Raw genomic sequence first — 24839 nt, 5'->3', positions numbered from 1 at the left:
TATGAAAATTCTTGTAACAGGTGCAACAGGCTATATCGGCAAACGCCTCATACCATTACTTGTGCAAGATGGTCATCATGTTATTTGCGTGGTTCGCGATATTCTACGCGCAGACAAACTCTATGTAGAAGATCCTCATATCGATTTTATAGAAGGTGATTTTCTAAATCCAGAAACCCTTACTAATATCCCTAAAGATATTGATATTGCCTATTATTTAATTCACTCGATGTCCAATTCCTCCAAAGATTTTGAAGAATTAGAAGCGAACTGTGCCGAAAATTTTAAAGCGGCCATTAAAGAAACTGATGTAAAGCAAGTTATTTATTTAAGCGGAATTACCAACGACGATAAGTTATCCAAACATTTACGCTCACGTAAGCATGTGGAAGGAATTTTAGAATCCGATGCCTATGCGACGACTATTTTTAAAGCAGGTATTATTGTAGGCTCTGGGAGTTCATCATTTGAAATTATTAGGGATTTAGTTGAAAAACTCCCCTTTATGATTGCTCCAAAATGGCTTGAAACTAGAACACAACCATTAGCGGTTCGTGATGTTTTAAGCTATCTATCTAGAGCCGCAGGCGATGAACGTTTATACAATAAATCTTATGATATTTTTGGACCTGAAGTTTTATCGTATAAGCAAATGCTTTTAGAATTTGCTGAAGTTCGCGAATTGAAACGCTACATATTAACGGTTCCAGTTATGACGCCGAAATTATCATCCTATTGGTTATATTTCGTAACGTCTACGTCTTACAAATTAGCATCTTCTTTAGTGGACAGTATGGGCGTTCAAATTATTGGAAATCCTAGCAATATTAGTGAACTGCTAAACGTTAAACCGCTTTCTTATAAAGAAGCTGTTTCATTAGCTTTTGAAAAAATAGAACAAAATAGTATTATTTCCAGCTGGAAAGACTCTATGGTTAGTAGCGGCCGACTCAAAGATAGCTTTCATAAATATGTAAACGTTCCCACATTTGGTTGTTTTAAGGATTATAAAGAACGACCAATTACGGATCCGGAAGAAACAATTCGTAAAATCTGGGCTATAGGTGGTCATAATGGCTGGTATTACGGCACCAGATTATGGCGTTTACGAGGCTATATGGATAAAATAGTCGGTGGTATTGGTTTACGCCGTGGACGAACGAGTCCGACGGAATTACATGTGGGTGATTCATTAGATTTTTGGCGTGTTATTTTTGCTGACAAAGAAAAACAGAAACTCCTACTCTACGCTGAAATGAAATTACCTGGCGAAGCTTGGCTCGAGTTTAAAATTGAAGACAATCTCCTGAAACAAACAGCTACTTTTAGACCACGCGGTTTGGCTGGAAGACTTTATTGGTATAGCGTTTTGCCTTTTCATGGCTTTATTTTTAGAGGCATGATTAATAAAATTGCTACCTAATTGAAGAAATCGGAATTACCCACCAAAAAATGCCCTGTTTGCCAATTACATTTTACTTGGCGTAAAAAATGGCGCAACAATTGGGACCATGTTATTTATTGTAGTGAACGATGCAGACGACACAAAACAGATATACACTAGTTTGGTTTACAACTAATTTGCGCACGCAAGATAACGCGATTTTGGTAGAAGCTTTGCGTTTAAAAAAACTCGTAATTGCTATTTATTGTTTTAATCCACAAGATTACGAAAATACTAGTTTTGGCTTTAAAAAAACAGAGAAATTTCGTGCGCGTTTTACCATTGAAAGTGTTCATGATTTAAAAATTCAACTGGAAACACTAAATATTCCTTTATTTACGGTTCATGAAAAACCAGAATTAGCTATTTCTTCTCTTTGTGAAAAATACCATATCACAGATGTCTTTGTTCAAAAAGAATTTACACAGGAAGAAACAAACATTATAGATGCCGTAAAATTAAAAACATCTCAAAACAGTAACTGGCATGAAGTTTACGATCAATTTTTATTTCAGCCAGATGATGGATTACGGCAGTTAAATAAAATTCCAAAAGTCTTTACAAATTTCAGGAAGATTCTAGAAAAGGAATGTTCAGTACGTCCTTTAATTACTCCTGAAAAACAAGAGCTATTTGAAATTAAAAACAATACTGAAATTCCCACTTTAAAAACATTAGGATTTTCAGAATTTGAAACGCATGCACATTCAGCTTTTCCTTTTTCTGGTGGAGAAACAGCCGCACAAAACAGATTGTATAATTATGTTTTCGAAACTAAGAAAATAGGCTTTTATAAGAAAACCCGGAACGGTTTGTTGGGCGTAGATTACAGTTCAAAATTCTCGGCTTGGTTAGCAAATGGTTGTATTAGTGCGCGACAAATTTATTGGGCTATTCAAGATTTTGAGAAAGAACATTTCAAAAATCAATCAACTTATTGGCTCATTTTTGAGTTGATATGGCGCGACTTCTTTAAATATATCGCCTGGCAACATGGAAATGCTATTTTCCATTTAGAAGGAATTAACAATCATACTTACCAATGGAAAACTGATCCGGAATTGATTCAGAAATGGTGCTCAGGAAACACATCAGAGCCTTTTATAAATGCGAATATGATAGAACTCAATAAAACAGGTTGGATGAGTAATCGCGGACGACAAAATGTGGCATCATACTTCGCTAAAACGCTGGAAATTGATTGGCGTATTGGTGCAGCCTACTTCGAATCTTTATTAATAGATTATGATGTACATAGCAATTACGGGAATTGGCTATATGTGGCAGGCGTAGGAAATGATCCAAGAAGTAGAACTTTTAACGTGAAATTGCAAGCAGACCGATATGATAGTCAGGGCAAATTCCAAAAGCGCTGGCTTCAAAATACTTTGTTTGAATGAAAACACTCCGACTTATTTTAGGCGATCAATTAAATATAAAACACCCATGGTTTAAAGCAGTGGATGATGATGTTTTATATGTTCTATTTGAAATGCGCCAAGAAACTGATTATGTAACGCATCATATTCAAAAAGTTATTGGCTTTTTTGCCGCCATGCGTCAGTTTGCTTCAGATTTGGAAACGGCCGGCCATCAGGTTATTTATTATAAAATTACAGATGAAAAGAATACTCAAAATCTAATAGAGAATCTCAAAAATATTATAAAGGACAAAAATATTTCAACTTTTGAATATCTATATCCAGATGAATACCGTTTGGATAAACAATTAGAAGATTTTTCAAAAACACTTTCTATTGAAACTAATGTGATGGACACAGCGCATTTTTATACCAAACGAAACGATTTACAAACATTTTATACAGGCAAAAAACAGTTTGTAATGGAATCTTTTTATCGGGATATGCGCAAGAAACATGACATTTTAATGGTCTATGGTAATCCAGAAGGAGGAAAATGGAACTATGACAAATCCAACCGAAAAAAATGGAAAAATGAGCCGGTTATTCCCTCCTATAAATATTTTAAAAACAATGTAGATGCTGTTGTTGCAGATATGAAATCGGCAGGAATTTCTACTATGGGAAATTGGGATTTAAAAACGTTTAATTATCCTATTTCAAGAAAGCAAGCTTTATCACAGCTTGCATATTTTTGTAAAAACCTATTGAAACATTTTGGCGATTATCAAGATGCTATGCATACCGATGAAGTTTATTTATTTCATTCGCGCATTTCTTTCGCTATGAACATTAAACTTATTTCTGCGCGAAATGTGGTAGATACAGTTATTAATTATTACAGAAAGCATGAAGAAAACATAGATATTTCGCAAGTTGAAGGTTTTATACGTCAAGTTATTGGCTGGCGTGAATATATGCGCGGCATGTATTGGGCATTTATGCCAGAGTTTAAAGCCGAAAATTATTTAAATAATAAAAATAAATTAGCAGATTTCTTTTGGACTGGCAACACTAAAATGGCTTGTTTAAAACATGCTATTACCAATTCTTTAGACAATGCTTATGCGCATCACATTCAACGTTTAATGATAACCGGAAATTACGCTTTACTTACCCAAACCGATCCCGATGCCGTTGATGCTTGGTATTTAGGAATTTATGCAGACGCAGTGGAATGGGTTCAATTACCGAATACTAGAGGCATGAGTCAGTTTTCAGATGGTGGAAAAATAGCTACAAAACCCTATGTATCTTCAGGTTCCTATATTCAGAAAACGGGGAATTATTGTGAAGGCTGTCATTACGATCATAAAAAGAAGACAGAAGATGATGCTTGTCCATTTAACAGTTTGTATTGGAATTTTTTGGACGATAAACGCGAGCAGTTGGAATCTAACTTCCGAATGAAAATGATGTATAGTCTGTTAAATAAAATGGATAATGAAAAATTATCTGCCCTAAAAGAACGCGCGAATCATATTATAAACAATCAAGATGCGTATTAAAAGAGAGCCCATACATATTGTTTGGTTTAAGCGTGATTTACGTTTGGAGGATCACGAGCCACTTCATTTAGCGCTGCAACAAAACGAACCTGTTTTATGTGTCTTTGTATTTGAAAAATTACTACTTGACAATGAACACTACAGCCAGCGGCATTGGGATTTTTTAAAAGAATCTATCCGCGATTTAAATACCCAGTTAGAAGCTTATAACACGAAAGTCTTGGCAGCAAATTCTGATATTATTTCGACATGTAATTTAATTTCGAATGACTATCAAATTAAAAGTGTTTATTCCCATCAAGAAACAGGCATTCAAGTCACTTTTGACAGAGATAAGAGCTTTAAACGTTATTGTAAAAACAACTTAATAACATGGCATGAAAGCATTCAAAACGGCGTACTTCGCGGTCTTGTAAACAGAGAGTCTTGGTTTGATAATTGGAATAAAATTATGGCAGAACCGCTTATTAACTTTTCAGCAGATTCAGCAGATTTTTTAAGTTTAAATGCTATTTATGAATTAGAAAATCAATTTCAAACAACCGATTTAAACACTTCAAAAGAAAAACCTTTTCAACAAGGCGGCTCAACTTTAGGCTGGAAATACTTGAAATCGTTTTTAAACACTCGGCATAAGGATTATATGTTTCATATTTCGAAACCTGAAAAATCCCGAAAAAGTTGTAGTCGACTATCGCCATACATTGCATGGGGAAATTTATCAGTGCGTCAGGTTTATCAGACCTCCAAAACAACTCAAACGCCTTCCAGCCATAAAAAACAATTAGCAGCTTTTCGTTCGCGTTTACGCTGGCAAGCCCATTTTATTCAGAAATTTGAGATGGAGCACATCATGGAAAAAGTGAGCATCAATAAAGGCTATCATAAACTTAAAAAATCCATTTCCGATCAATATCAATCCGCCTGGCGAGAAGGCAATACAGGTTTTCCTTTAGTGGATGCCAGTATGCGCTGCTTAAATGAAACCGGTTATATTAATTTCAGAATGCGTGCCATGTTAGTGTCATTTTTCACCCATATTTTATGGCAACCTTGGCAAGACGCTTCAAAACATTTATCACAACAGTTTTTAGACTTTGAACCAGGAATTCATTATCCACAATTGCAGATGCAAGCCGGCGAAACAGGCATTAATAATTTACGAATTTATAATCCTATTAAAAACAGTTTGGAACATGATCCTGATGGTGTTTTTATTAAACATTGGGTTCCAGAGTTACGAGAATTAGATTTGCCGTTTGTCCATGAACCGTATTTAATGACCACATTAGATCAGCAGTTTAATGATTTTGAATTAGGAGTAAATTATCCATTTCCTATCGTGGATTTAAAGCCACAAAGAAAACGTGCAAGTGACGTGCTTTGGAATATGAAGAAAAATGCTACGGTACGGTCGGAAAGTATTAGAATTTTGAAAAAACATACACTTGACAATCGCTCGCTTTTACTGAAAAATAAGGATTAAATCAAAGCTTTCCAATATCATGTGTTAAATTTTGTTTAACAAATTTCTTTAATAGTTAAACATTTCGTAACTTTGAATAGAAAACGTAAGAACTTGATAATAAACACGACAAATAACGATAAAGACAATAGAGAATTAATTGCTGACCTGATAGGTAAGCCTTACAGTTTTTTAAAATCTATTCGTTTAAAAGGAATTGGTTCCAAGCGTATGATGATAGAAGCAGTTAGTCCAAACTTACAATTTTGCCTAAATCACGTAGACGATATCAATTATGCCAACATAGAAATGCGATCTGGCGGTATAATCATATATATTAACAAAGGTTTACAAAATTTTACTTGGGTTATTCCTTTCTATCAGCTTGTTTTGTACAAAACAGATGGTACAAGCATTCATGCTCAAGGAAGATTTATAAATTTTAAAAACAATAAGCTGTTTAAAGAGAATAAATGTTTTTTTAAACGCCTTTTAGAAATGAAATTAGTTTATGATGAACGCTTTAACTTCCGAGATATATGAGTGAATTAAGTTTTAGAAATATTGACCGGATTATAGAAATGGCATGGGAAGACCGAACAACATTTGAAGCCATACAATTTCAATTTGGGCTAAATGAACAAGATGTTATTAGCCTAATGCGCCGGGAAATGAAACCTAGTAGCTTTAAGATGTGGCGAAAACGTGTACAAGGCAGAAAAACGAAACACGAAAAACTACGCAGTTTTGAAAAAGGACGTTTTAAATGCAGTAGACAAAGACAAATTACCAGTAATAATATAAGTAAACGATAATAAATATATTTTGCCTATTTTGCTGTTGTGGTCAGCGAATGAAAAGAAACTATGAAAACAGAAACAATACCTTTTGAAAAGCAAAACAATAATAGTTTAGTTGATTTTTCAACTGAAGCAATTGGCGACGACCATTTATATACAGGTTTAGAAACGCCTATGAAGCCGGACGCATTCAAACTTTCTGACACAGAAAAGAAAGCTCGAATATCTTTATTATTTGAAGAAATAATGGATGTCATGGGATTAGATTTGACAGACGATTCTTTAAAAGGCACACCAAACCGTGTTGCTAAAATGTATATTGATGAAATATTTTCAGGATTAAATCCTGCCAATAAACCAAAAATAGCACTGTTTGAAAATAAATATCGTTATAATCAAATGGTTCTGGAAAAAAACATTACATTTTACTCTAATTGTGAACATCATTTTGTTCCTATTATTGGTAAAGCACATTTAGCCTATATTTCCTCTAGAAAGGTTATAGGGTTATCTAAGTTAAACAGAATTGTACAGTATTTTGCCAAAAGGCCACAAGTACAAGAACGTTTAACAAATCAAATAGCAATTGAATTAAAAACAATTTTAGAAACTGAAGATATTGCAGTTATTATAGATGCGAAACATTTGTGCGTGTCTTCAAGAGGTGTAAAAGATGACACTTCAGCAACTGTAACTGCATATTATGGAGGAGCGTTTAACACGCCACATAAAATAGCTGAATTACAAAATTACTTAAATAATTAAATTATGGATACTATAGAACGTGCTCTAGAATTTGAGCAAACAAAAATGAAATCTTTATCTACAAGTGATAGAATAGAAATTTCTAGAGAAGCAAAACAACTTATTTTAGAACTGAATCAGATTTACAAAGACAAGAAAGATGAAAGCATCATGGATATCATGAAGCGCTTAACTGCCATTAAACAAAAGGTAGAAAAGCGTCTAAAAGGCAGACCTTTAACAGCCTAATTAGCTTAAAAAATGAAAACATATATTATTGTTGGTGGTAGCAAAGGCATTGGTCGTGCTATTACCGAGAACTTATTAGAACATCACCACGTGATAAATTTAAGCAGATCGAAACCAGATTTTGAACATGCAAATTTAACACACCATTCGATTGATATTCTAACTGATGATTTGCCAGATTTAGAAAAGGCGGATGGTTTAATTTACTGCCCTGGTAGTATTAACTTAAAACCTATTGGACGTTTAAAATTAGACGATTTCCGTTCGGATTTTGAGATTAATGTCATTGGAGCTGTAAAAGCCATTCAAAAATACTTGCCGATCATCAAAAAAGGAGATAAACCCGCCATGCTATTTTTTAGTACGGTTGCGGCTAAATTAGGAATGCCATTTCACGCAAGTGTTGCGGCTGCCAAATCTGCTGTTGAAGGTTTAGTTAAGTCTGTTGGTGCTGAATTAGCACCAACAGTTCGTGTCAATGCCATTGCTCCTACTGTTACAGACACGGAATTAGCTTCTAATTTATTGAGAAACGAGAAGATGATAGAGAATATTACCGAGCGTCATCCCTTGAAAAAGTTTCTAAACCCTACCGAAGTAGCGTCAATGGCATCCTTTTTATTATCGGATCAAGCTGCAGCAATTTCAGGTCAGATTTTTGAAATGGATTGTGGTATCGTTTCTTTTAAAATATAATATATGAAACAATTACTAACACTTATAATCATGTTTAGTTTATTCAGTAAAAGCCAAGCCCAAACCGAACCTACGCAGTCTATTTATGATATTGTAATTAATAGTTTGGATGGTCAGCCTATAAATCTATCTGATTATAAAGGAAAGCATATATTATTTGTCAATGTAGCCTCAAAATGCGGTTTTACGGGTCAATATGAAGACTTACAAAAACTGTACGACACCTATAAAAATGATTTAATGGTTATTGGTGTTCCTTGCAATCAATTTGGAAGCCAAGAACCTGGAACAGCCTCCGATATTAAATCCTTTTGTCAAGCAAATTATGGCGTGACATTTTTAATGACGGAAAAAGTAGATGTAAAAGGCGACAATCAACATCCTCTTTACACATGGTTAACCACGCAATCATTGAATGGTAAATCAAGTTCTACTGTTAAATGGAATTTCCAAAAATACTTGGTTGATGCCAATGGACGCTTAATAGACTACTATTTTTCTGTAACAAAACCCATGAGCGGAAAAATCACCAAAAACTTAACACTGTAATTATGTTCGGACTTTTTAAATCAAAATCAGAAATTGAAAAACTTCAAAAACAATATGAAGTTATCATGAAAGATTGGCACCGCTTATCCACTACAGATAGAAAAGCAAGTGATTTAAAATATGCTGAAGGTCAAAAAATAGCTGATAAAATAGAAAGTCTACAAAACAACTAGTTATGAAGTTTATACCTCTACTAATTCTGTTTCTAATAATCAATTTTGGAAGCCTCGCTATAGGCAATTGGTTTATGGGAGATGGTGCAACTTCAAATTGGTATACAAATTTAAATAAAGCACCTTGGACACCACCAGGATGGGTTTTTGGAGCCGCTTGGACTTTAATAATGATTTGTTTTTCAATTTATTTAAGTTATTTATTTAAAGATTATCAATCGCCAATAATCATCGGCGTATTTATATTACAAGTCATATTAAATGTTTCATGGAATTATTTATTCTTCAACCAGCATTTGGTTTTACCGGCTTTAATAGTCATCACCTTATTAACCTTAGTAATATTTTACTTCTTTTTTACCTTCAGGATGGATGCTATAAATTCTTGGCGTTATTTACTATTACCATATATGATTTGGCTTTGCATAGCAACCTCTTTAAACTTATACGTTTTACTTAAAAACTAATGAAAATATACACACTTCACAAAACACAAAAACTTCCCATTTCTGTTGATCAGGCTTGGGATTTTTTATCTGATCCTAGAAACTTAAAAACCATTACACCGGAGTATATGGGTTTTAATATCATGTCGGGAGCCGATAGGCCCATGTATGCAGGACAATTAATTCAATATATTGTAACACCTATTTTAGGCATTAAAACCAAATGGGTAACAGAAATCACGCACACTGTGGACAAAAAGTACTTTGTTGATGAACAACGCTTTGGTCCCTACGCTTTATGGCATCATAAACATTTTATAAAAGAAATAGACGGTGGCGTAGAAATGGAAGATATAATTGACTATAAAGTTCCCATGGGAATTTTAGGTCAGTTGGTGCATCCGTTTCTTGTTAAGCCCAAATTAGAGGAGATTTTTGCTTTTCGTCAGAAAAAATTAATCGAACTATTCGGCACACTTTAATATGAAGCAACCGCTAAATATTTTTTGGTTTCGACGCGATTTACGTTTAGATGATAATCGTGGATTTTATGAAGCTTTAAAAAGCGAATATCCCGTTTTACCTATTTTTATTTTCGACTCTGAAATTCTGGATTCACTTCCTGAAGATGACGCCCGTGTTACTTTTATTTATGACACACTTCAAGACATGCGAAAAACTCTTCAAGATGAATACGGCAGCTCTATTGCTATGTATAATGGAACGCCTAAAAAAGTTTTCAAAGAGCTGGCTGCAACTTACGCTATTGACACGGTTTTTACCAATCATGATTATGAGCCTTATGCTACGCAACGCGATGCGGAAATTCAGACCTTTTTAAAAAACACGTGTGTCGATTTTAAAACGTTTAAAGACCAAGTTATTTTTGAGAAGGATGAAGTTGTAAAAGTTGATGGCGATCCGTATCGCGTTTATACACCGTACATGCGGATTTGGAAAGAAGCTTTTAAAAAAATTGATTTAGAAATATATTACACGAATAGTTATTTAGATAATTTAGTTGAAAATACCCGTTTACCTAATTTAGAACTTTCAGATATTGGTTTTATAAAATCGACTCAAAAAATAACTCCTTATACGGTTACACCAACATTAATTCAAGAATACGAGGATAAACGAAACTTTCCTGCCCAAGATGCTACGTCACATTTAGGCCCACATTTACGTTTTGGAACTGTAAGTATTCGCAAAATGGTTAAAAAAGCTATTGCTGAAAACAATAAAATATTCTGGCATGAATTAATTTGGCGAGAATTTTTTATGCAAATACTTTGGCATTTCCCACAGACGCTTACCAAGAGCTTTAAGCCGAAATACGATGCTATAAAATGGCGGAATAACGAAGTTGAATTTAAAGCATGGTGCCAAGGCAAAACGGGTTATCCGTTAGTAGATGCAGGAATGCGAGAACTTAACGAAACTGGCTTTATGCATAACCGTGTACGCATGCTTGTAGGTAGTTTTCTATGCAAACATTTACTAATAGATTGGCGTTGGGGTGAAGCCTATTTTGCCGAAAAATTACACGATTATGAAATGTCTAGCAATATTGGAAATTGGCAATGGGTGGCCGGTTCTGGCGTAGATGCTTCGCCATATTTTAGGATTTTTAATCCAACCACGCAAATTCAGAAATTTGACAAAGATTTAAAGTATATCCAAAAATGGGTTCCAGAATTCCAAGAGCTCACTTATGTTTCACAAATAGTCGATCATAAAGCCGCCCGCGAACGCTGCTTGAAGGTTTATAAAGAGGCTGTGAGCTAAAACTTTTATTGCGGAAACCTTCTACTCTACTTAAAAAACCAGAATTAATTACATAAAAAAATGCTTCCTTAATTTATAAGAGAAGCATTTTTTATAGGTACTTATTTGATATTAAGATCTATTTATTTTTGCACCAATGGCTTGCAAACGTGTATCAATATTTTCGTATCCACGATCTATTTGTTCAATGTTATGAATGGTAGATGTTCCTTTAGCAGAAAGTGCAGCAATTAACAAGGAAACACCTGCACGAATATCTGGCGATGTCATAGTAGTTGCTTTAAGTTGCGATTTGAAGTCATGACCAATTACAACAGCACGATGCGGATCACACAAAATAATTTTAGCACCCATATCTATCAATTTATCCACGAAGAATAAGCGACTTTCAAACATTTTTTGATGTATTAGAACACTACCTCTAGCTTGCGTAGCTACCACCAAAATAATACTTAATAAATCGGGTGTAAATCCTGGCCAAGGCGCATCGGAGATGGTAAGAATAGAACCGTCAATATAGTTTTGAATTTCATAACCATCTGTATGAGCTGGAATATAAATATCATCACCTTTTCGTTCCACTGTAATTCCCAATTTTCTAAATACAACAGGAATCTGGCCTAAATCATCCCAACTTACATTGGTTATAGTTAGTTCACTTTTAGTCATAGCCGCCAAGCCTATCCAACTCCCAATTTCAATCATATCAGGAAGCATGGTGTGAGATGTTCCTTTTAAATTATCAACACCATCAATAATAAGCATATTGGAACCAATACCACTTATTTTTGCGCCCATACGATTCAGCATATTACAAAGTTGTTGTAAATACGGTTCGCAAGCTGCGTTATAAATTGTCGATTTACCTTCTGCTAAAACGGCAGCCATAACAATATTGGCTGTTCCAGTCACAGAAGCTTCATCTAAAAGCATGTAAGCGCCTTTAAGTTTTTTGGATTCTACACCATAAAAATAATCTTCTCTATTATATCTAAATTTGGCACCTAACTTAATAAAGCCTTCAAAATGTGTATCTAAACGACGGCGGCCAATTTTATCGCCACCTGGTTTAGGAATATATCCTTTACCAAAACGTGCTAATAAAGGACCAACAATCATTATAGAACCGCGTAAACCGCGTCCATCTTCTTTAAAGGCTTCAGACTCTAAATATTTTAAATCAATATTTTCGGCCTGAAACGTATATGTTCCTTGCTCAATATGTTCAATTATAACGCCTAGATTTCTTAATAAATCCATTAATTTATTAACATCCACAATATCAGGAATATTATGAATCGTTACCTTTTCAGGTGTTAATAAAACCGCACATAAAATTTGCAACGCTTCATTTTTGGCACCTTGTGGTTGAATTTTCCCTTTTAGTTGGTGTCCTCCTTCAATTTTAAATATACCCATGCCGATTTTTAATACCTTTTTCTACTTCTATTTGTATTACTTTTCTTTTGGTGACTCTTTTTGTTAGTACTGCTGCTGCTACTGCTAGAACCATATTTTGTTTTACTACGCATTAAACTCGTAGCATCTGTTAAATCTTCATCAGCATTTAACAAATTAATTTTTCCGCCTGAAAGCTCACGTAAATGCTCAAAAATTACATCATCTTCCACCGTGTCTTTATTCCAATTTAGGAAACACTTTTTCATGTGATTGGCAATGGTGAAAATTAGCGCGTCTTTAAGTTCACCTTCCTCCCATGTATTTGCCACATCAATCATTGTTTTAATATTATTTCCGTAGAAACGATATTTTGGAAAATTCTGTGGATAAGGCAAGTTCTCTGGTCGCTCATTTAGCGCTTCTGGAGATGGCATTCCGTAAGGAGAATCGGCATCCAATTCAAAATTAGACATAATAAAAAGTTGATCCCATAACTTATGTTTAAAGTCAGGAACATCACGCAAATGCGGCTGTAAATTACCCATTACGGAAATTATAGCATTCGCTAATTTATTACGTTCTTCTTTGGTTTCGCGTGTTTTTGCATAATTAATCATCTTTTGAAGATGACGACCGTATTCCGGAATAATTAAATGCTCACGTTCTGAATTGTATTCTAAATGATCTATCAAAATATGTTTATGTGTAGAGTTTACTTAAGGCACAGTAGTTTTGTGCGTGCGCAAAGTACGAAAAAAAATTAAAGACTAATAACGCCTTCTATTTTTTCTGCAACTTCTTTATACTTTGCCACGACATCTTCTGGCGATTTCATAATAACATGAATAGAAACGCTGGTGTATTTACCTTTTTTAGATTCATTTCTCTTAATAACAGCACCCATATTATTAAAAATATCTTCGACACCTTCAACACCATTTCCATCAGTTTCTACAATAAATTTATATAAATATTCTGATGGCCATAAAGCCGTATCATAAAGTTGACCTTTTAGTTTTTCGTAAAAAGCTTCTGTTTTCTGATTCTCTTCCATTGTAATTATTTTTGAAATACAAAGATACTATTTCCCTGTCATTTTTTAGTTTCCTTTTTAATTACGATTTTTACACCCTATAATCTCGCCAATTTTGAATATAAGAAAAATAGTTATCACAGGAGGTCCTGGTACGGGAAAAACATCTATTATTAACGAATTAAAGAAACGTGGTTATGTTTGTTTAGATGAAATATCACGTCAAATAACCCAAAAAGCTAGACAAGATGGAATAGATCAGCTCTTTTTAACGCAACCACTTTTGTTTAGTGAATTGTTATTGCAAGGACGTGAAAAGCAATATAATCAAGCCAATACACAGCAGGAAACGTTTGTTTTTCTAGATCGCGGTATTCCTGATGTTTTAGCTTATATGGACTTTATTGGCGATGCTATTCCTGAAAATTTTGAAAGAAGCTGTAAAAAGCATTCTTACGATTTAGCTTTTATATTAAAACCATGGCAAGATATTTTTGTCAGTGATAGTGAACGTTATGAAAATTTCAATCAAGCGGTTGAAATTCATGATAGTCTTTTAAAGACGTATGATAAATTCGGATATAACTTGTTGGATGTTCCGTTTGATTCGGTTACAAACCGTACGGATTACATTCTGAATGTTGTTAATAACCTATAATGCAGCACCCTATAGATATACTGGAACGGTATTGGAACTACACGAGTTTCAAGCCGCTACAAGAAAGCGTTATCCAAGCCGTTTTAGATGGTGAAGATACCTTTGCCCTCATGCCAACTGGTGGCGGAAAATCTTTATGTTTTCAAGTTCCCGCATTGGCAAAAGATGGTATTTGTATTGTTATTTCGCCATTAGTTGCCTTAATGAAAGACCAAGTGCAAGCCCTACAAAGCAAAGGTATTAAAGCCATGGCGCTAACCAGTGGCATTCATTTTAACGAATTAGATACACTTTTAGATAATTGCATTTACGGTAATTATAAGTTTTTATATCTATCTCCCGAGCGTTTGCAACAAGAGTTGGTTCAAGATCGAATTCGTCAAATGCAGGTAAATTTAATCGCTATAGACGAAGCACATTGTATTTCGCAATGGGGAAACGATTTTAGACCAGCTTATAAAAACATTAAGCTACTTCGTGAATTACAACCTACGGTAAATTGCATCGCTTTAACAGCATCGGCAACACCAGAAGTTGTGGAAGATATTATTAAGGAACTCGATTTTATTAGTCCGAAGGTACTCAAGCAGTCCTTCAATCGCGATAACTTGGCCTATATGTCTTTTGATGCTACCGATAAACATTATCATTTAGAACGCATACTCAAGAAAAATAACGCGCCTTCTATTATCTATGTTCGAAACCGATTAGCGACTATTGAAATAAGTCACTTTTTAGAGAAGAAAGGCTTTTCGGCAACTTTCTTCCACGGCGGACTTTCTAATAATGAAAAAGATACCAGACTACAAGATTGGCTACAAGAGAAAAAATTAATCATGGTAGCGACCAATGCTTTCGGGATGGGAATAGACAAACCGAATGTAAAAACGGTTATTCATTTAAATCTACCCGAAAGTTTGGAAAGCTATTTTCAGGAAGCTGGTCGTGCCGGTAGAGATGGCGAAAAAGCATTCGCCGTAATTTTAAAAAATAATACTGATAAAAGTAAATTAGAAGATCAATTTTTAAAGGTACTGCCAAGTGTGGATTTTATGAAGCAGGTTTATAGAAAACTCTGCAACTATTTCCAAATATCTTATGGTGAAGGCGTTGGTTTTATTGAAGATTTCAATTTTAATCACTTTTGTAAAACCTATAATTTTAATCCGCTTATTACTTATAACGCATTACAAACATTGGACAGAACAAGTATTATTGCCTTAAGCAAGCAGTTTAACAAGCAAACAAGTGTTCAATTTATCATTTCCGACACCCAATTATTTCATTATTTACGAAAACATGAACATTTAAATATAATTGTAAAATCTATTTTAAGAAGTTACGGTGGAATTTTTGAACATGAAACAAAAATAAACACGAGTAAAATGGCCGATAAAGCATCGGTAACTGAACCAAAATTAATTGAGGCGTTGCTAGCTTTAGAAAAAGACGAAATTATTAGTTTACAAATTTCGAAAACCGATGCACAAGTTACTTTTTTAGAACCGCGAGAGGATGAAAAAACAATTAACAGGATTGCACATGTTATTAATCAGCAAAATAATTTAAAACACAAACAAGTATCTGATGTTTTAAAATATATTTCTAATAATGACGACTGCAAGAGCGTTCAGCTCCTCACCTATTTTGGTGAAACAGAAGTAAAAGACTGCGGAATATGTTCGGTTTGTGTGGCTAGAAAATCTAAAAATAAGGCGCCAGCCGATTTTAAAAGCATAAAAAACGGCATTATTAACAAATTAGAAGAAACAGATTGTTCGTCCAGAACGTTAACGGAAGCATTAGGGGTTTCAGAAAAAGACATTCATAAAACGCTTCAACTTTTATTAGAACATCAAATTATAAGCCTAACAACCAACAATACTTATAAATTATCTCATTTATGAAAACCGATTTACGCATAATATTTATGGGAACACCCGATTTTGCTGTTGCCACACTAGAAACCATCCTTGCCAATAATTACCAAGTTGTTGGTGTTATAACCGCACCTGATAAGCCTGCAGGACGTGGAAGAAAAATTAATGAATCGGCTGTAAAGCAATTCGCCAAAAAAAATGATTTAAATGTATTACAACCCACAAATCTAAAAGATCCTGATTTTTTAGAAAGTTTAAAGGCGCTTCAGGCCAATGTACAAGTAGTTGTAGCCTTTAGGATGCTACCGGAAGCAGTATGGCAAATGCCGGCATTAGGAACCTTTAACCTGCACGCCTCACTGTTGCCAAACTATCGTGGTGCAGCACCAATAAACTGGGCGCTTATAAATGGCGAAACTGAGACCGGTGTTTCTACCTTTTTTATTGATGATAAAATTGATACAGGTGATATGATTTTGCAAAAAAAGGTTGCCATTGAAGAAACTGATAATGTAGGAACCTTGCATGATAAACTAATGGAAACCGGAAGCCGTTTAGTTATAGACACATTAAAGCTCATTAAAAGTGGTGCGGTTAAAACGGCAGCACAACAAGAGCATGCCGAATTAAAGGACGCCCATAAACTGAATCGGGAAAATTGTAAAATAGATTGGAATGATTCCGTTAAAAATATACATAATAAGGTGCGTGGTTTAAACCCATATCCATCTGCTTGGTGTTATTTAAAAAATGATAATGAAACGCTAGAAATTAAGATTTATGAAACGCGTATGGAAAAAGAGGATCATCAGGAAGAAATTGGTAGTATTATAACCACCAAAAAAACATTAAAAGTAGCGGCACCAGATGGTTATATTTATATTGAAACTTTAAAACTTCCTGGAAAGCGGAAAATGGCTATAATTGACCTTTTAAATGGCTATGAATTTCAACCCAATGCAAACATGCTCTAAACCCTTATGAATGCTGATATTATGAAAAAACCGATGAAATACACGTGCTTTGTTAACAAATAGGCAAAGTTATTAACAAAATTAAGTATTTACCGCGTCATTACTTGCGTGGTAAGATAATCCGTATAATTTTGTAGAGGATTTAACAAAAATGTTTAACCACTAATTATTAATAATTAAACTTTAAATTATGAACAAAACAGATTTAATCGATGCAATGGCAGAACACGCAGGAATTACTAAAGCGGCTGCAAAGAAGGCTTTAGAAGGTGCGTTAGTTGAAATTGAAGGCGCTTTACAAAAAGGAGATAGAGTTTCTTTAGTTGGTTTTGGTTCTTGGTCAGTTTCTAATAGAGCTGCAAGAGACGGAAGAAACCCACAAACAGGTAAAACTATTAAAATTGAAGCTAAAAACGTAGTTAAGTTTAAAGCTGGTTCTGATTTATCTAGAGCAGTAAATAGCTAAATATAGCCTAATTTATATTTGTAAAAGGTCTTCCGTTAGAAGACCTTTTTTTGTTATTATTATTAAGAAACGTTTGATTTTAACAAAAATAATACTAAATTTATGATAGAAAATCTATAAATACATGATTTCAATAAAACCCTTTAAGGGAAATTTGCTCATTGCAGAGCCCACAATAATTGGAGATACTTCATTTAACCGCTCGATAATTCTATTAGCCGATCATACGGAGGAAGGCTCAATTGGATTTATATTAAATAAGCCTTTAGAGTACACTATCAGTGATTTAATCCCCGAAATAAAATCCACATTTAAAGTATATAATGGTGGTCCGGTAGAACAAGATAACCTTTATTTTATACATAAGGTTCCGGAGCTCATTCCAAACAGCGTGGAAATTTCACTAGGCATTTATTGGGGTGGTGATTTTAATAAAGTCGCAGAATTAATAGCCAACAATGAATTAAACGAAAAAAATATTCGCTTTTTCCTAGGCTATTCAGGTTGGGAATCCAATCAATTAAACGACGAACTTAAAACCAATTCATGGCTTGTTACAGAAAACATCTATAAACAAGATATTATAGAAAAAGATCACGAAACCTTCTGGAAAGAGAAAATGATGGAATTTGGTGACGAGTATACCATTTGGTCCAATGCTCCAGAAAACCCAAGTTTTAATTAGCCAATCGTATTTTTACTTGTAATTTCTGTAGCAACATTTTGGCGACTGTATTATTAAATTCTTTTTTACGGTATTTACTAATCGGCTGAATACCAGTAATGACGTTCGTAATAAATAATTCATCTGATTTTTGCAATTCAAATGGCGAAATAGATGCTTCTTCCAATTCGTATTCTGGTAATTGCGCAACAAGATCTATAATTTGTTTTCGCATAACACCTTTTAGACAGCCATCGGCAAGTGGTGGTGTTTTAATAGTTTTTTCTTTTACTAGAAATAAATTTCCATTTAAAGCTTCCACAACTTTTTTATCGGTATTGATTAATAAGGCATTTTGCAGATTATTCTCTTCAGCATAAACACTACCAACGATGTTTATGGCCTTATTATTGGTTTTAAGCGTGGATAACAAGCTAGGCGACACATAGAAGTCTTTAAACAAATCAACTTCATAGTAGGCGTCATTTAGAAGATAAAAATCAGTTTCCAAAGGACTAACGGCTATAACAAAACCAACGTTTTTAGATGATGGCTTATACAAACCACCTTCATCACGAAAAACCGTTAGTTTTACACGAGCGGTTTTATTAGAAATTTCGTTTTCAACTAACGTTTTCTGAATTTCAGCTTCTAGAAATTCCATCGTAAAATTCATAGGAATTTCCATGCGCATAATGCGCATCGATGCCATGAGCCGGAAATAATGATCCTCCCAAAATAGCAAATTTCCATGCGAATATTTACATGTTTCAAAAATAGCGTCGCCATAAGCAAAACCGCGATTATTTATAGACAAGGTCTGTAAATTGTCTGTGATATTTCCGTTAAAATTGATCATAAAAAAGTCCCAAATAAAATTTGGGACAAAGATATGTTATATAATAGAAATGGCCTTAAGCGGAGCCTAATACTTGTTTTAAATCTGATATTTGATTTTCCCAAAGCATTTTAGCTTCTTCTACCTCATCTTCTTCAGCAAAATCGACAATCATAATGGAAACATCTTTTGTAATTTCATCAACCTGAATGCGAATTTCAAAAAAGTATGGTTCACCTTCATCTACATCCCAGCGGAATTTAATGCGTTCACCACTTTTTTTACTGACTAGACTCGCTTCTTCTTCGCTACCATCCCAGATAAATTTAAAAAATTCACCACGTGAATTTACGTTTTCTGCAAACCATTCTGAAAGACCAGATGGCGTTGATATATATTGATATAATAATTGAGGTGAAGCTTGTATAGGGAACTCCATTTCAAATTTTATTTTCTCGCTCATAGTTGAATAATTTATTTGGTCAATATATACATTAATTCATAACAACTGAAACTATTTTTATAAATATTTTATCTCACTTTTTATTTGCACGGAATAAATTAGTTCTTATATTTGCACCCTTGAAAAAGGCGAGGTAGCTCAGTTGGTTAGAGCGTCGGATTCATAACCCGGAGGTCACGAGTTCAATTCTCGTTCTCGCTACAACCTTAAAAGTCTTGCACAAACGTGCAGGACTTTTTTTATGGGCTGCACTCAAAACGCTGTACTTTAGTGGATAAAAATAAAAAAGGCACCATAAACGCGTATGCGTTTAGACTTTTACGGTTGTTAAGTCCCTTTGCGAAGAATCAACGAAGTTGATTCAAAACCTCAATATATAGCAATAACGCTTGTAGTCAGCATACGGTTATTAGTAATCTTTTTAAACTTGTTTAGATGATATGTTTTGGAAAAGCATGCGTTTTCATCTATTTATTAAAATAAAGGTTGCCGTTATAGGAATATCTATCAAAGGAAATAGCTCTATTTTGATAAACCTAAATACGGAGCGGTCTACCCTATTTAAATATTTTTAATAGAGAGGTTGAGTATTTTCATTTTATAGGTGGCCTTAATAAAAGTATGAAAAGTATTTTTTATCTTTAAACTTTAAAAGCACTTATAAAAAATGATAAATTGTAATGCCAATATAAGACACATTTAGGCTCTCTTAATCATACATGCCCGTTCTAAATAATTTAAAAAAAATCAACAAATACATACTATGTCACAGGAAATTATAATCGTAATAATAACCTCATCACTAATTTGGATTATAATAATGCTTGTATTTATTTCGAGGCTAAAGCAAAAGAATTTCGAAATTTTGAAAGATAAAGAAATTGATTTTCAAAAAGAAAGAAACCTAATTCTCGACCAAATACGAAGTGAAAAGCAGGATGAATTCGATAAAGGCTATGCTTCTGGAAGTCGAGAATCCGATTTTGTAATTCACGTAGAAGCTTATAAAAACACAGATGGAAAAAAGAGTTATTTCCAACAAAATCAAGTTATGGAAATAGGATATATTTATAGATTGTTTGTAAAGGGCGTTCCGAGTTTAGATCCTCACATTCAAATTGTCGAAAGAATTAAATTAAGTGAACTGAACGAACATAATGTTAATTCTGCCATTAGTAAATTAGATACTGTTATAAGTAAAATTCCAAGTCCACATTTAAAATTAGCTGGAAATATAAAAGATTTCGGCAATGAAATTTTAAAAACTATTAAACCAAAACGGAAATAAAAAAGCATGAAATACAACATAGTAAAAGAAGAACTTGTATTTGATAGTTTCTTCAAAATAAAAAAGGCCAAAATCACGCACGACTTATTTGACTCCAATACAATTGAAGTGGATCGGTTTTGTTTTGAAAGAGGTGATTCTGTTGCTATTGTACTTTATGAAAAAGATAGCGATTCTTTACTATTCACCAATCAATTTAGATATCCAACAATCAAAGAAAAAGATGGTTGGATATTGGAACTGACGGCAGGTTCATTAGAACCCAATGATAAAGACCCTGTATACCGCGTTAAAAAGGAGGTTGAAGAAGAAATTGGTTATAGCGTAAGCGACATAGAATTTATAAGTTCATTTTTCGTCTCACCAGGCGGAACGTCAGAACGCATTTTCCTTTATTATGCCGAAGTTAATTCATCAGACAAGCTATTTGAGGGTGGCGGCATGCTAACCGAAAAAGAAGACATTCAATTGGTTAAAATAAAGGCTAAAGAAGTTATTAATAGGTTTAAAAAAAATGAATTTCGAGATGCTAAAACCATCATTGGCATTCAATGGTTTTTGGCTAATAAGATATGATGACTTTGGTGTGTATGATAAATTACTTATCAATGCTACAACGTGCGGTAAACAACTTTTTATCATGTTTCTCTTTATGTTGAATAATATGCTCTTTTAAGTATGCGATGACACCAACATATAGTGCTGTGAGGTTTTTGTTGGTAAGTATGTAACAGTTCCTGGTTTCATATTACGCGTCATTGCGAGCCTCCATACTGGCGTCATTGCGAGCGAAGCGTTGCAATCTGTTTATTCTTTTTTCCTTTTGTTTATGAGATTGCTTCGTCGTGCATTTATATATCAACATTATAAAACAGTTTATTAGACAGCCTGACAGTTCTTGCTAAACTTCGTTTTCATGCAATTTAGGTTTTGTTAATGGTAGTTCTTTAGCAATTTCTATTCCATCTGTAATTAATGTTTTTAGTTGTGGAAATTTCTCTATTATTTTTTCTAAATGATTATGAATTGAATGTGCTAATTCCTCATCGTTTGAAATTTCCGAAATTTCAAGGTGTAACAACCATTCTTTTGGATAGTTATCTTTTAGAAGTGTAAACAATTCTGCTAAAACCTTATCATCTTCTAATCCATTATTTCTCATTTCGGCTACTTTAGCATAGTGTCCTTCTAATTGGCTTTTAGATTCAGTTACTATTTGCTTAATGGTTTTAGTAGCCGATACTTCATACAAATTAGGGAAAGAGTTGCTATCAGCAGTGCCGGAAAAAGCAGACACGATTTCTTTTCCAATAACCATATCAAACACACCATATTCAGGTAAAAATAATGTCTCCTCTTTATAGGTTACTGTACAGTCCTTCAATTGGATGAGCATTAATTTTCCATATACATTTCTAATGCCGGTAACATTGAGCCCCTCTACTTTTATACCACTTTCAAACTCAAATGAAAGCCATTTCCCATCATAAAAGTTATAGGCTTTCAAATCTACAGGTCCCATATCTTCAATGGCCAGATTAATGTTTTTCAATTTACCTAGCGGTGAACTAAATCCATGATTATAATAGTCAATGCCATGACCTATTAGTTCTTTTTCGCGAAACGCCAATGCCGTAGGCCCTTCTGTTTTAAAAAAGATAACTTCATTATCCTCATTTAATAGGGCTTTTGAAAATTTACCAGAAACTTGTAAACCTGTACTTAACTCAATAGTTCCTATTAATTGGGAATCAATGAGTTTTTGCAAGCCTTTACGTCCTCCTTTTCGAATACTTAAGGTATTCGAAAACTCTTCTAATACAAGCATTAAGTAAGAGAAGTCAGGCGTAACATACAATTGTGGTTGAGACTTCGTGATATCAAATTCTTGATACGCTGCTGCAATAGAATAAGGAATTTTCTTCACGCTATTACTTAAGCAAGATTTGCTTTCACCAATAGAAGATAATAATCCAGCGCCATATATTTTAGGATTGTCAATATCGCCAATTAAGCCATACTCAACAGTCCACCATTGCAAATTTCTGATCTGTCCCATTTCAGAAAGCGCTACTTTCATATTTTGAAGTTCATGAATCTTGTCTTCTGCCCTAGTAATTTTTTCTTGACTTATTCCTTCAGCTTCCTTTAGTATTGATAATTCTCTCACCGCCTCATATACGTCCATGTCGTGTTTTGAAAGAATAGCTTTAGCTCCAATTTCTCCTAAGCGCCTCAAGTATTCAGCATAATCTGGGTTGGCAATAATCGGTGCATGACCCGCCGATTCATGGATAATATCTGGTGCAGGCGTATATTCAATATGTTCCAATTGTCTAATATCAGACGCTATAACCAGAATTTTATTTGCTTGAAATTCCATGAAGGCATTTGGAGGGATAAACCCATCTACCGATACGGCTGCCCATCCAATTTCTTTAAGGATACGATTCATTCCATACATACTTGGAATACGCTCAATACCGACCCCGGTTTGTTCCAATCCTTTCAAATAAGATTCATGTGCAACATCAGCCAGATAACTGACACACTTTTTCATGACATATCTCCATACAGCCTGATTGATAGGGGTATAATCCTCATAGTTTTGAGGCTTAATAAATTGTTTTAAATGTTTTGGCAACCTGTCAATTAATTCGTTGCTCTCGTAGTGATTATTTTTACTCATGATTTTTTACAATGTTCGTGAAAGATACCTGTTTAATAACGCACTTTCAAATTTTTGAGAATCAAGCTGGCGATTCTTTGTTTTTCATTTCAATTTGTACGCTGTAAATATTCTATTCGTATTAAATCTCTATGTCATTGCGAGGGAAGCATGACCGAAGCAATCTGTATATTGTTTCGTCTTGTCTTGGCGTCATTGCGATCGAAGCGTGGCAATCTGTAAATTGAACTGCTATATTATCGTTTGATAACGAACTTGCTTCTAACTCGTCCTTTTCATCATGAGATTGCGCGCTCGTTCCTCGCTCGCAATGACGTCGTGGTGGTGCTAAAAAACATACTAAACCTCATCAAACAAATCATTCCAGTCTGGATTTATACTTTCTATAAGCGCTATTTTTTCCGCTCTACTTCCTGCTTTTAACTGTTTTTCTCTACCAATAGCATCGCCAATCATTTGGTGGGCTTCATGATAAACTAACTTATCAATGTTATACCGTGCCGTAAACGACTTTTTATAAAATTTCTCTTTGTGTTGAATAATACGTTCTTTTAGGTATGCGGTGACACCAACGTATAATGTTGTGTTGTTTTTATTGGTCAGTATGTAAACGAATCCTGGTTGCATAATTTTTTTGTGTCATTGCGAGTCTTCTTTACGCACGTCATTGCGAGCGAGGCACGAGCGCGGCAATCAGTTTGTTGTTTTGTCCTTTTGTTTACGTCATTGCGAGTGCAGCGTGGTAATCTGCTTGTTGAGTAGTCCTTTTGTTCATGAGTTTGCTTCGTCGTGCCTCCTCGCAATGACGGCCGGGGATTGCAATGACGGCCGGGGGGTGCAATGACGGCTGGGATTACTACCCCACCATCCCATTCACAAACACATCAACAAATTCCTTCATTTTTGCAATTATAAGCTCGCCAATACTGCGTGCTTGTAAAATACTTGGTCGGTTGTCCAAACACTTATAAACATCGTCTTTAATGGGTTCTTGACCACTAAAAATGTAGGAATCGATTAAAGCTTTGAATTGTGCTTTATCTAGGTTTTCCTTTTTTATTGATCAGGTGATTGAGTACCCAGACGATTCGGTTGCTGGTCAATGAAAAATCAATTTCAATATGAAGTACCTCTCTGTTATAATCATCGATGACATTAAAGGCTCTAAAACATCTGTTACAAAATCTATACTCCAAGTATGA

Annotated in this window: 29 protein-coding genes, 1 tRNA gene and 1 pseudogene; 23 read left to right on the top strand and 8 right to left on the bottom strand. The window is 34.3% G+C overall.

The window, feature by feature from the left end:
* Nucleotide 1: 1 nt before the first annotated feature.
* The 15 genes from BZARG_RS06055 to BZARG_RS05990 all read left to right on the top strand — a co-directional run bounded on the left by BZARG_RS06055 (nt 2) and on the right by BZARG_RS05990 (nt 11283).
* On the top strand, nt 2–1423 hold the full coding sequence (locus BZARG_RS06055) for an SDR family oxidoreductase (protein ID WP_008636464.1): 1422 nt from the start codon (nt 2–4) through the stop codon (nt 1421–1423).
* Entirely contained in the window at nt 1424–1564 is a 141-nt protein-coding gene (locus BZARG_RS15460; protein WP_083823833.1) for a DUF2256 domain-containing protein, read from the top strand.
* Nucleotides 1534–2844, top strand: coding sequence for a DASH family cryptochrome (locus BZARG_RS06050; protein ID WP_040288068.1), 1311 nt, complete (start codon nt 1534–1536; stop codon nt 2842–2844). The genes BZARG_RS15460 and BZARG_RS06050 overlap by 31 nt, the downstream gene beginning before the upstream one ends.
* Complete coding sequence (locus tag BZARG_RS06045) at nt 2841–4373, top strand: cryptochrome/photolyase family protein (protein WP_008636361.1); 1533 nt, start codon at nt 2841–2843, stop codon at nt 4371–4373. Before BZARG_RS06050 ends, BZARG_RS06045 begins: the two co-directional genes overlap by 4 nt.
* Nucleotides 4363–5859: a cryptochrome/deoxyribodipyrimidine photo-lyase family protein gene (locus tag BZARG_RS06040; RefSeq protein WP_008636365.1), complete on the top strand. Its 1497-nt coding sequence runs from the start codon at nt 4363–4365 to the stop codon at nt 5857–5859. The genes BZARG_RS06045 and BZARG_RS06040 overlap by 11 nt, the downstream gene beginning before the upstream one ends.
* Nucleotides 5860–5952: 93 nt before the next feature.
* On the top strand, nt 5953–6381 hold the full coding sequence (locus tag BZARG_RS06035) for a hypothetical protein (protein ID WP_008636441.1): 429 nt from the start codon (nt 5953–5955) through the stop codon (nt 6379–6381).
* Entirely contained in the window at nt 6378–6653 is a 276-nt protein-coding gene (locus BZARG_RS06030) for a TIGR03643 family protein (protein ID WP_008636484.1), read from the top strand. The genes BZARG_RS06035 and BZARG_RS06030 overlap by 4 nt, the downstream gene beginning before the upstream one ends.
* Before the next feature lie 51 nt (nt 6654–6704).
* Nucleotides 6705–7403: a GTP cyclohydrolase I FolE gene (gene folE / locus BZARG_RS06025; RefSeq protein WP_008636390.1), complete on the top strand. Its 699-nt coding sequence runs from the start codon at nt 6705–6707 to the stop codon at nt 7401–7403.
* Between the two features lie 3 nt (nt 7404–7406).
* Nucleotides 7407–7631, top strand: coding sequence for a hypothetical protein (locus BZARG_RS06020; RefSeq protein ID WP_008636381.1), 225 nt, complete (start codon nt 7407–7409; stop codon nt 7629–7631).
* Nucleotides 7632–7643: 12 nt separating this feature from the next.
* Nucleotides 7644–8327, top strand: a complete 684-nt coding sequence (locus tag BZARG_RS06015) for an SDR family NAD(P)-dependent oxidoreductase (protein WP_008636456.1) — start codon at nt 7644–7646, stop codon at nt 8325–8327.
* A gap of 30 nt (nt 8328–8357) precedes the next feature.
* Nucleotides 8358–8876: a glutathione peroxidase gene (locus BZARG_RS06010; RefSeq protein WP_008636388.1), complete on the top strand. Its 519-nt coding sequence runs from the start codon at nt 8358–8360 to the stop codon at nt 8874–8876.
* 2 nt (nt 8877–8878) lie between these two features.
* Nucleotides 8879–9049 (top strand): Lacal_2735 family protein, encoded by a 171-nt coding sequence (locus tag BZARG_RS15595; RefSeq protein ID WP_008636448.1) that lies wholly within the window; start codon nt 8879–8881, stop codon nt 9047–9049.
* A 2-nt stretch (nt 9050–9051) separates the two neighbouring features.
* Nucleotides 9052–9516, top strand: coding sequence for a TspO/MBR family protein (locus BZARG_RS06000; protein WP_008636368.1), 465 nt, complete (start codon nt 9052–9054; stop codon nt 9514–9516).
* Nucleotides 9516–9977: an SRPBCC family protein gene (locus BZARG_RS05995; RefSeq protein ID WP_008636472.1), complete on the top strand. Its 462-nt coding sequence runs from the start codon at nt 9516–9518 to the stop codon at nt 9975–9977. Before BZARG_RS06000 ends, BZARG_RS05995 begins: the two co-directional genes overlap by 1 nt.
* Before the next feature lies 1 nt (nt 9978).
* Complete coding sequence (locus BZARG_RS05990; RefSeq protein ID WP_008636459.1) at nt 9979–11283, top strand: cryptochrome/photolyase family protein; 1305 nt, start codon at nt 9979–9981, stop codon at nt 11281–11283.
* Nucleotides 11284–11394: 111 nt separating this feature from the next.
* Here BZARG_RS05990 and murA read toward each other — a convergent pair whose 3' ends face one another.
* The 3 genes from murA to BZARG_RS05975 form a co-directional block, all read right to left on the bottom strand.
* Nucleotides 11395–12702: a UDP-N-acetylglucosamine 1-carboxyvinyltransferase gene (gene murA, locus BZARG_RS05985; protein ID WP_008636454.1), complete on the bottom strand. Its 1308-nt coding sequence runs from the start codon at nt 12700–12702 to the stop codon at nt 11395–11397.
* A gap of 8 nt (nt 12703–12710) precedes the next feature.
* Nucleotides 12711–13376 (bottom strand): DUF4290 domain-containing protein, encoded by a 666-nt coding sequence (locus BZARG_RS05980; RefSeq protein WP_008636370.1) that lies wholly within the window; start codon nt 13374–13376, stop codon nt 12711–12713.
* Nucleotides 13377–13444: 68 nt separating this feature from the next.
* Nucleotides 13445–13738, bottom strand: a complete 294-nt coding sequence (locus tag BZARG_RS05975) for a DUF493 family protein (RefSeq protein ID WP_008636362.1) — start codon at nt 13736–13738, stop codon at nt 13445–13447.
* Nucleotides 13739–13832: 94 nt separating this feature from the next.
* On the opposite strand from BZARG_RS05975, the gene BZARG_RS05970 reads away from it, so the two are divergent.
* The 5 genes from BZARG_RS05970 to BZARG_RS05950 all read left to right on the top strand — a co-directional run bounded on the left by BZARG_RS05970 (nt 13833) and on the right by BZARG_RS05950 (nt 18380).
* The gene (locus tag BZARG_RS05970; protein ID WP_008636383.1) at nt 13833–14375 is read left to right on the top strand and encodes an AAA family ATPase; all 543 of its coding nucleotides are present in this window, start codon (nt 13833–13835) and stop codon (nt 14373–14375) included.
* Entirely contained in the window at nt 14375–16282 is a 1908-nt protein-coding gene (locus BZARG_RS05965; protein ID WP_008636453.1) for a RecQ family ATP-dependent DNA helicase, read from the top strand. Before BZARG_RS05970 ends, BZARG_RS05965 begins: the two co-directional genes overlap by 1 nt.
* On the top strand, nt 16279–17229 hold the full coding sequence (gene fmt / locus BZARG_RS05960; RefSeq protein WP_008636446.1) for a methionyl-tRNA formyltransferase: 951 nt from the start codon (nt 16279–16281) through the stop codon (nt 17227–17229). The genes BZARG_RS05965 and fmt overlap by 4 nt, the downstream gene beginning before the upstream one ends.
* 190 nt (nt 17230–17419) lie before the next feature.
* Entirely contained in the window at nt 17420–17695 is a 276-nt protein-coding gene (locus BZARG_RS05955) for an HU family DNA-binding protein (RefSeq protein WP_008636433.1), read from the top strand.
* A gap of 124 nt (nt 17696–17819) precedes the next feature.
* A complete protein-coding gene (locus BZARG_RS05950) occupies nt 17820–18380 on the top strand; it encodes a YqgE/AlgH family protein (RefSeq protein WP_008636450.1) in 561 nt (186 codons plus the stop codon).
* Here the strand turns inward: BZARG_RS05950 and BZARG_RS05945 are convergent.
* Entirely contained in the window at nt 18373–19218 is an 846-nt protein-coding gene (locus BZARG_RS05945) for an aminotransferase class IV (RefSeq protein ID WP_008636392.1), read from the bottom strand. The genes BZARG_RS05950 and BZARG_RS05945 overlap by 8 nt on opposite strands.
* A gap of 55 nt (nt 19219–19273) precedes the next feature.
* Nucleotides 19274–19660, bottom strand: a complete 387-nt coding sequence (locus BZARG_RS05940; RefSeq protein ID WP_008636434.1) for an START-like domain-containing protein — start codon at nt 19658–19660, stop codon at nt 19274–19276.
* 127 nt (nt 19661–19787) lie between these two features.
* Here BZARG_RS05940 and BZARG_RS05935 point away from each other — a divergent pair.
* From BZARG_RS05935 to BZARG_RS05925, 3 genes are all read left to right on the top strand, one after another.
* Nucleotides 19788–19861: transfer RNA gene (locus BZARG_RS05935), tRNA-Met, on the top strand.
* Between the two features lie 664 nt (nt 19862–20525).
* Nucleotides 20526–20948 (top strand): hypothetical protein, encoded by a 423-nt coding sequence (locus BZARG_RS05930; RefSeq protein WP_008636358.1) that lies wholly within the window; start codon nt 20526–20528, stop codon nt 20946–20948.
* A gap of 6 nt (nt 20949–20954) precedes the next feature.
* On the top strand, nt 20955–21524 hold the full coding sequence (locus BZARG_RS05925) for an NUDIX domain-containing protein (protein ID WP_008636438.1): 570 nt from the start codon (nt 20955–20957) through the stop codon (nt 21522–21524).
* A gap of 325 nt (nt 21525–21849) precedes the next feature.
* Here BZARG_RS05925 and BZARG_RS05920 read toward each other — a convergent pair whose 3' ends face one another.
* From BZARG_RS05920 to BZARG_RS15590, 3 genes and pseudogenes are all read right to left on the bottom strand, one after another.
* Nucleotides 21850–23637 (bottom strand): aromatic amino acid hydroxylase, encoded by a 1788-nt coding sequence (locus BZARG_RS05920; RefSeq protein ID WP_008636375.1) that lies wholly within the window; start codon nt 23635–23637, stop codon nt 21850–21852.
* Nucleotides 23638–23976: 339 nt separating this feature from the next.
* Nucleotides 23977–24264: a GIY-YIG nuclease family protein gene (locus tag BZARG_RS05915; RefSeq protein ID WP_008636398.1), complete on the bottom strand. Its 288-nt coding sequence runs from the start codon at nt 24262–24264 to the stop codon at nt 23977–23979.
* 416 nt (nt 24265–24680) lie between these two features.
* Nucleotides 24681–24839, bottom strand: a pseudogene (locus tag BZARG_RS15590) (IS3-like element ISLbl2 family transposase); the annotation flags it as partial.

Origin of the sequence: Bizionia argentinensis JUB59, from assembly GCF_000224335.1 — a bacterium.
GTDB lineage: Bacteria > Bacteroidota > Bacteroidia > Flavobacteriales > Flavobacteriaceae > Algorimicrobium > Algorimicrobium argentinense.
Note: the sequence above shows the minus strand (reverse complement) of the source record. Positions and strands in the feature narration are given on the sequence as shown.

Coding starts and splice junctions, on each gene's coding strand:
- BZARG_RS06055 (WP_008636464.1), top strand. CDS start 2: ATGAAAATTCTTGTAACAGGTGCAACAGGCTATATCGGCAAACGCCTC.
- BZARG_RS06050 (WP_040288068.1), top strand. CDS start 1,534: ATGCAGACGACACAAAACAGATATACACTAGTTTGGTTTACAACTAAT.
- BZARG_RS06045 (WP_008636361.1), top strand. CDS start 2,841: ATGAAAACACTCCGACTTATTTTAGGCGATCAATTAAATATAAAACAC.
- BZARG_RS06040 (WP_008636365.1), top strand. CDS start 4,363: ATGCGTATTAAAAGAGAGCCCATACATATTGTTTGGTTTAAGCGTGAT.
- BZARG_RS06030 (WP_008636484.1), top strand. CDS start 6,378: ATGAGTGAATTAAGTTTTAGAAATATTGACCGGATTATAGAAATGGCA.
- folE (WP_008636390.1), top strand. CDS start 6,705: ATGAAAACAGAAACAATACCTTTTGAAAAGCAAAACAATAATAGTTTA.
- BZARG_RS06020 (WP_008636381.1), top strand. CDS start 7,407: ATGGATACTATAGAACGTGCTCTAGAATTTGAGCAAACAAAAATGAAA.
- BZARG_RS06015 (WP_008636456.1), top strand. CDS start 7,644: ATGAAAACATATATTATTGTTGGTGGTAGCAAAGGCATTGGTCGTGCT.
- BZARG_RS06010 (WP_008636388.1), top strand. CDS start 8,358: ATGTTTAGTTTATTCAGTAAAAGCCAAGCCCAAACCGAACCTACGCAG.
- BZARG_RS15595 (WP_008636448.1), top strand. CDS start 8,879: ATGTTCGGACTTTTTAAATCAAAATCAGAAATTGAAAAACTTCAAAAA.
- BZARG_RS06000 (WP_008636368.1), top strand. CDS start 9,052: ATGAAGTTTATACCTCTACTAATTCTGTTTCTAATAATCAATTTTGGA.
- BZARG_RS05995 (WP_008636472.1), top strand. CDS start 9,516: ATGAAAATATACACACTTCACAAAACACAAAAACTTCCCATTTCTGTT.
- BZARG_RS05990 (WP_008636459.1), top strand. CDS start 9,979: ATGAAGCAACCGCTAAATATTTTTTGGTTTCGACGCGATTTACGTTTA.
- murA (WP_008636454.1), bottom strand. CDS start 12,702: ATGGGTATATTTAAAATTGAAGGAGGACACCAACTAAAAGGGAAAATT.
- BZARG_RS05975 (WP_008636362.1), bottom strand. CDS start 13,738: ATGGAAGAGAATCAGAAAACAGAAGCTTTTTACGAAAAACTAAAAGGT.
- BZARG_RS05965 (WP_008636453.1), top strand. CDS start 14,375: ATGCAGCACCCTATAGATATACTGGAACGGTATTGGAACTACACGAGT.
- fmt (WP_008636446.1), top strand. CDS start 16,279: ATGAAAACCGATTTACGCATAATATTTATGGGAACACCCGATTTTGCT.
- BZARG_RS05955 (WP_008636433.1), top strand. CDS start 17,420: ATGAACAAAACAGATTTAATCGATGCAATGGCAGAACACGCAGGAATT.
- BZARG_RS05950 (WP_008636450.1), top strand. CDS start 17,820: ATGATTTCAATAAAACCCTTTAAGGGAAATTTGCTCATTGCAGAGCCC.
- BZARG_RS05945 (WP_008636392.1), bottom strand. CDS start 19,218: ATGATCAATTTTAACGGAAATATCACAGACAATTTACAGACCTTGTCT.
- BZARG_RS05940 (WP_008636434.1), bottom strand. CDS start 19,660: ATGAGCGAGAAAATAAAATTTGAAATGGAGTTCCCTATACAAGCTTCA.
- BZARG_RS05925 (WP_008636438.1), top strand. CDS start 20,955: ATGAAATACAACATAGTAAAAGAAGAACTTGTATTTGATAGTTTCTTC.
- BZARG_RS05920 (WP_008636375.1), bottom strand. CDS start 23,637: ATGAGTAAAAATAATCACTACGAGAGCAACGAATTAATTGACAGGTTG.
- BZARG_RS05915 (WP_008636398.1), bottom strand. CDS start 24,264: ATGCAACCAGGATTCGTTTACATACTGACCAATAAAAACAACACAACA.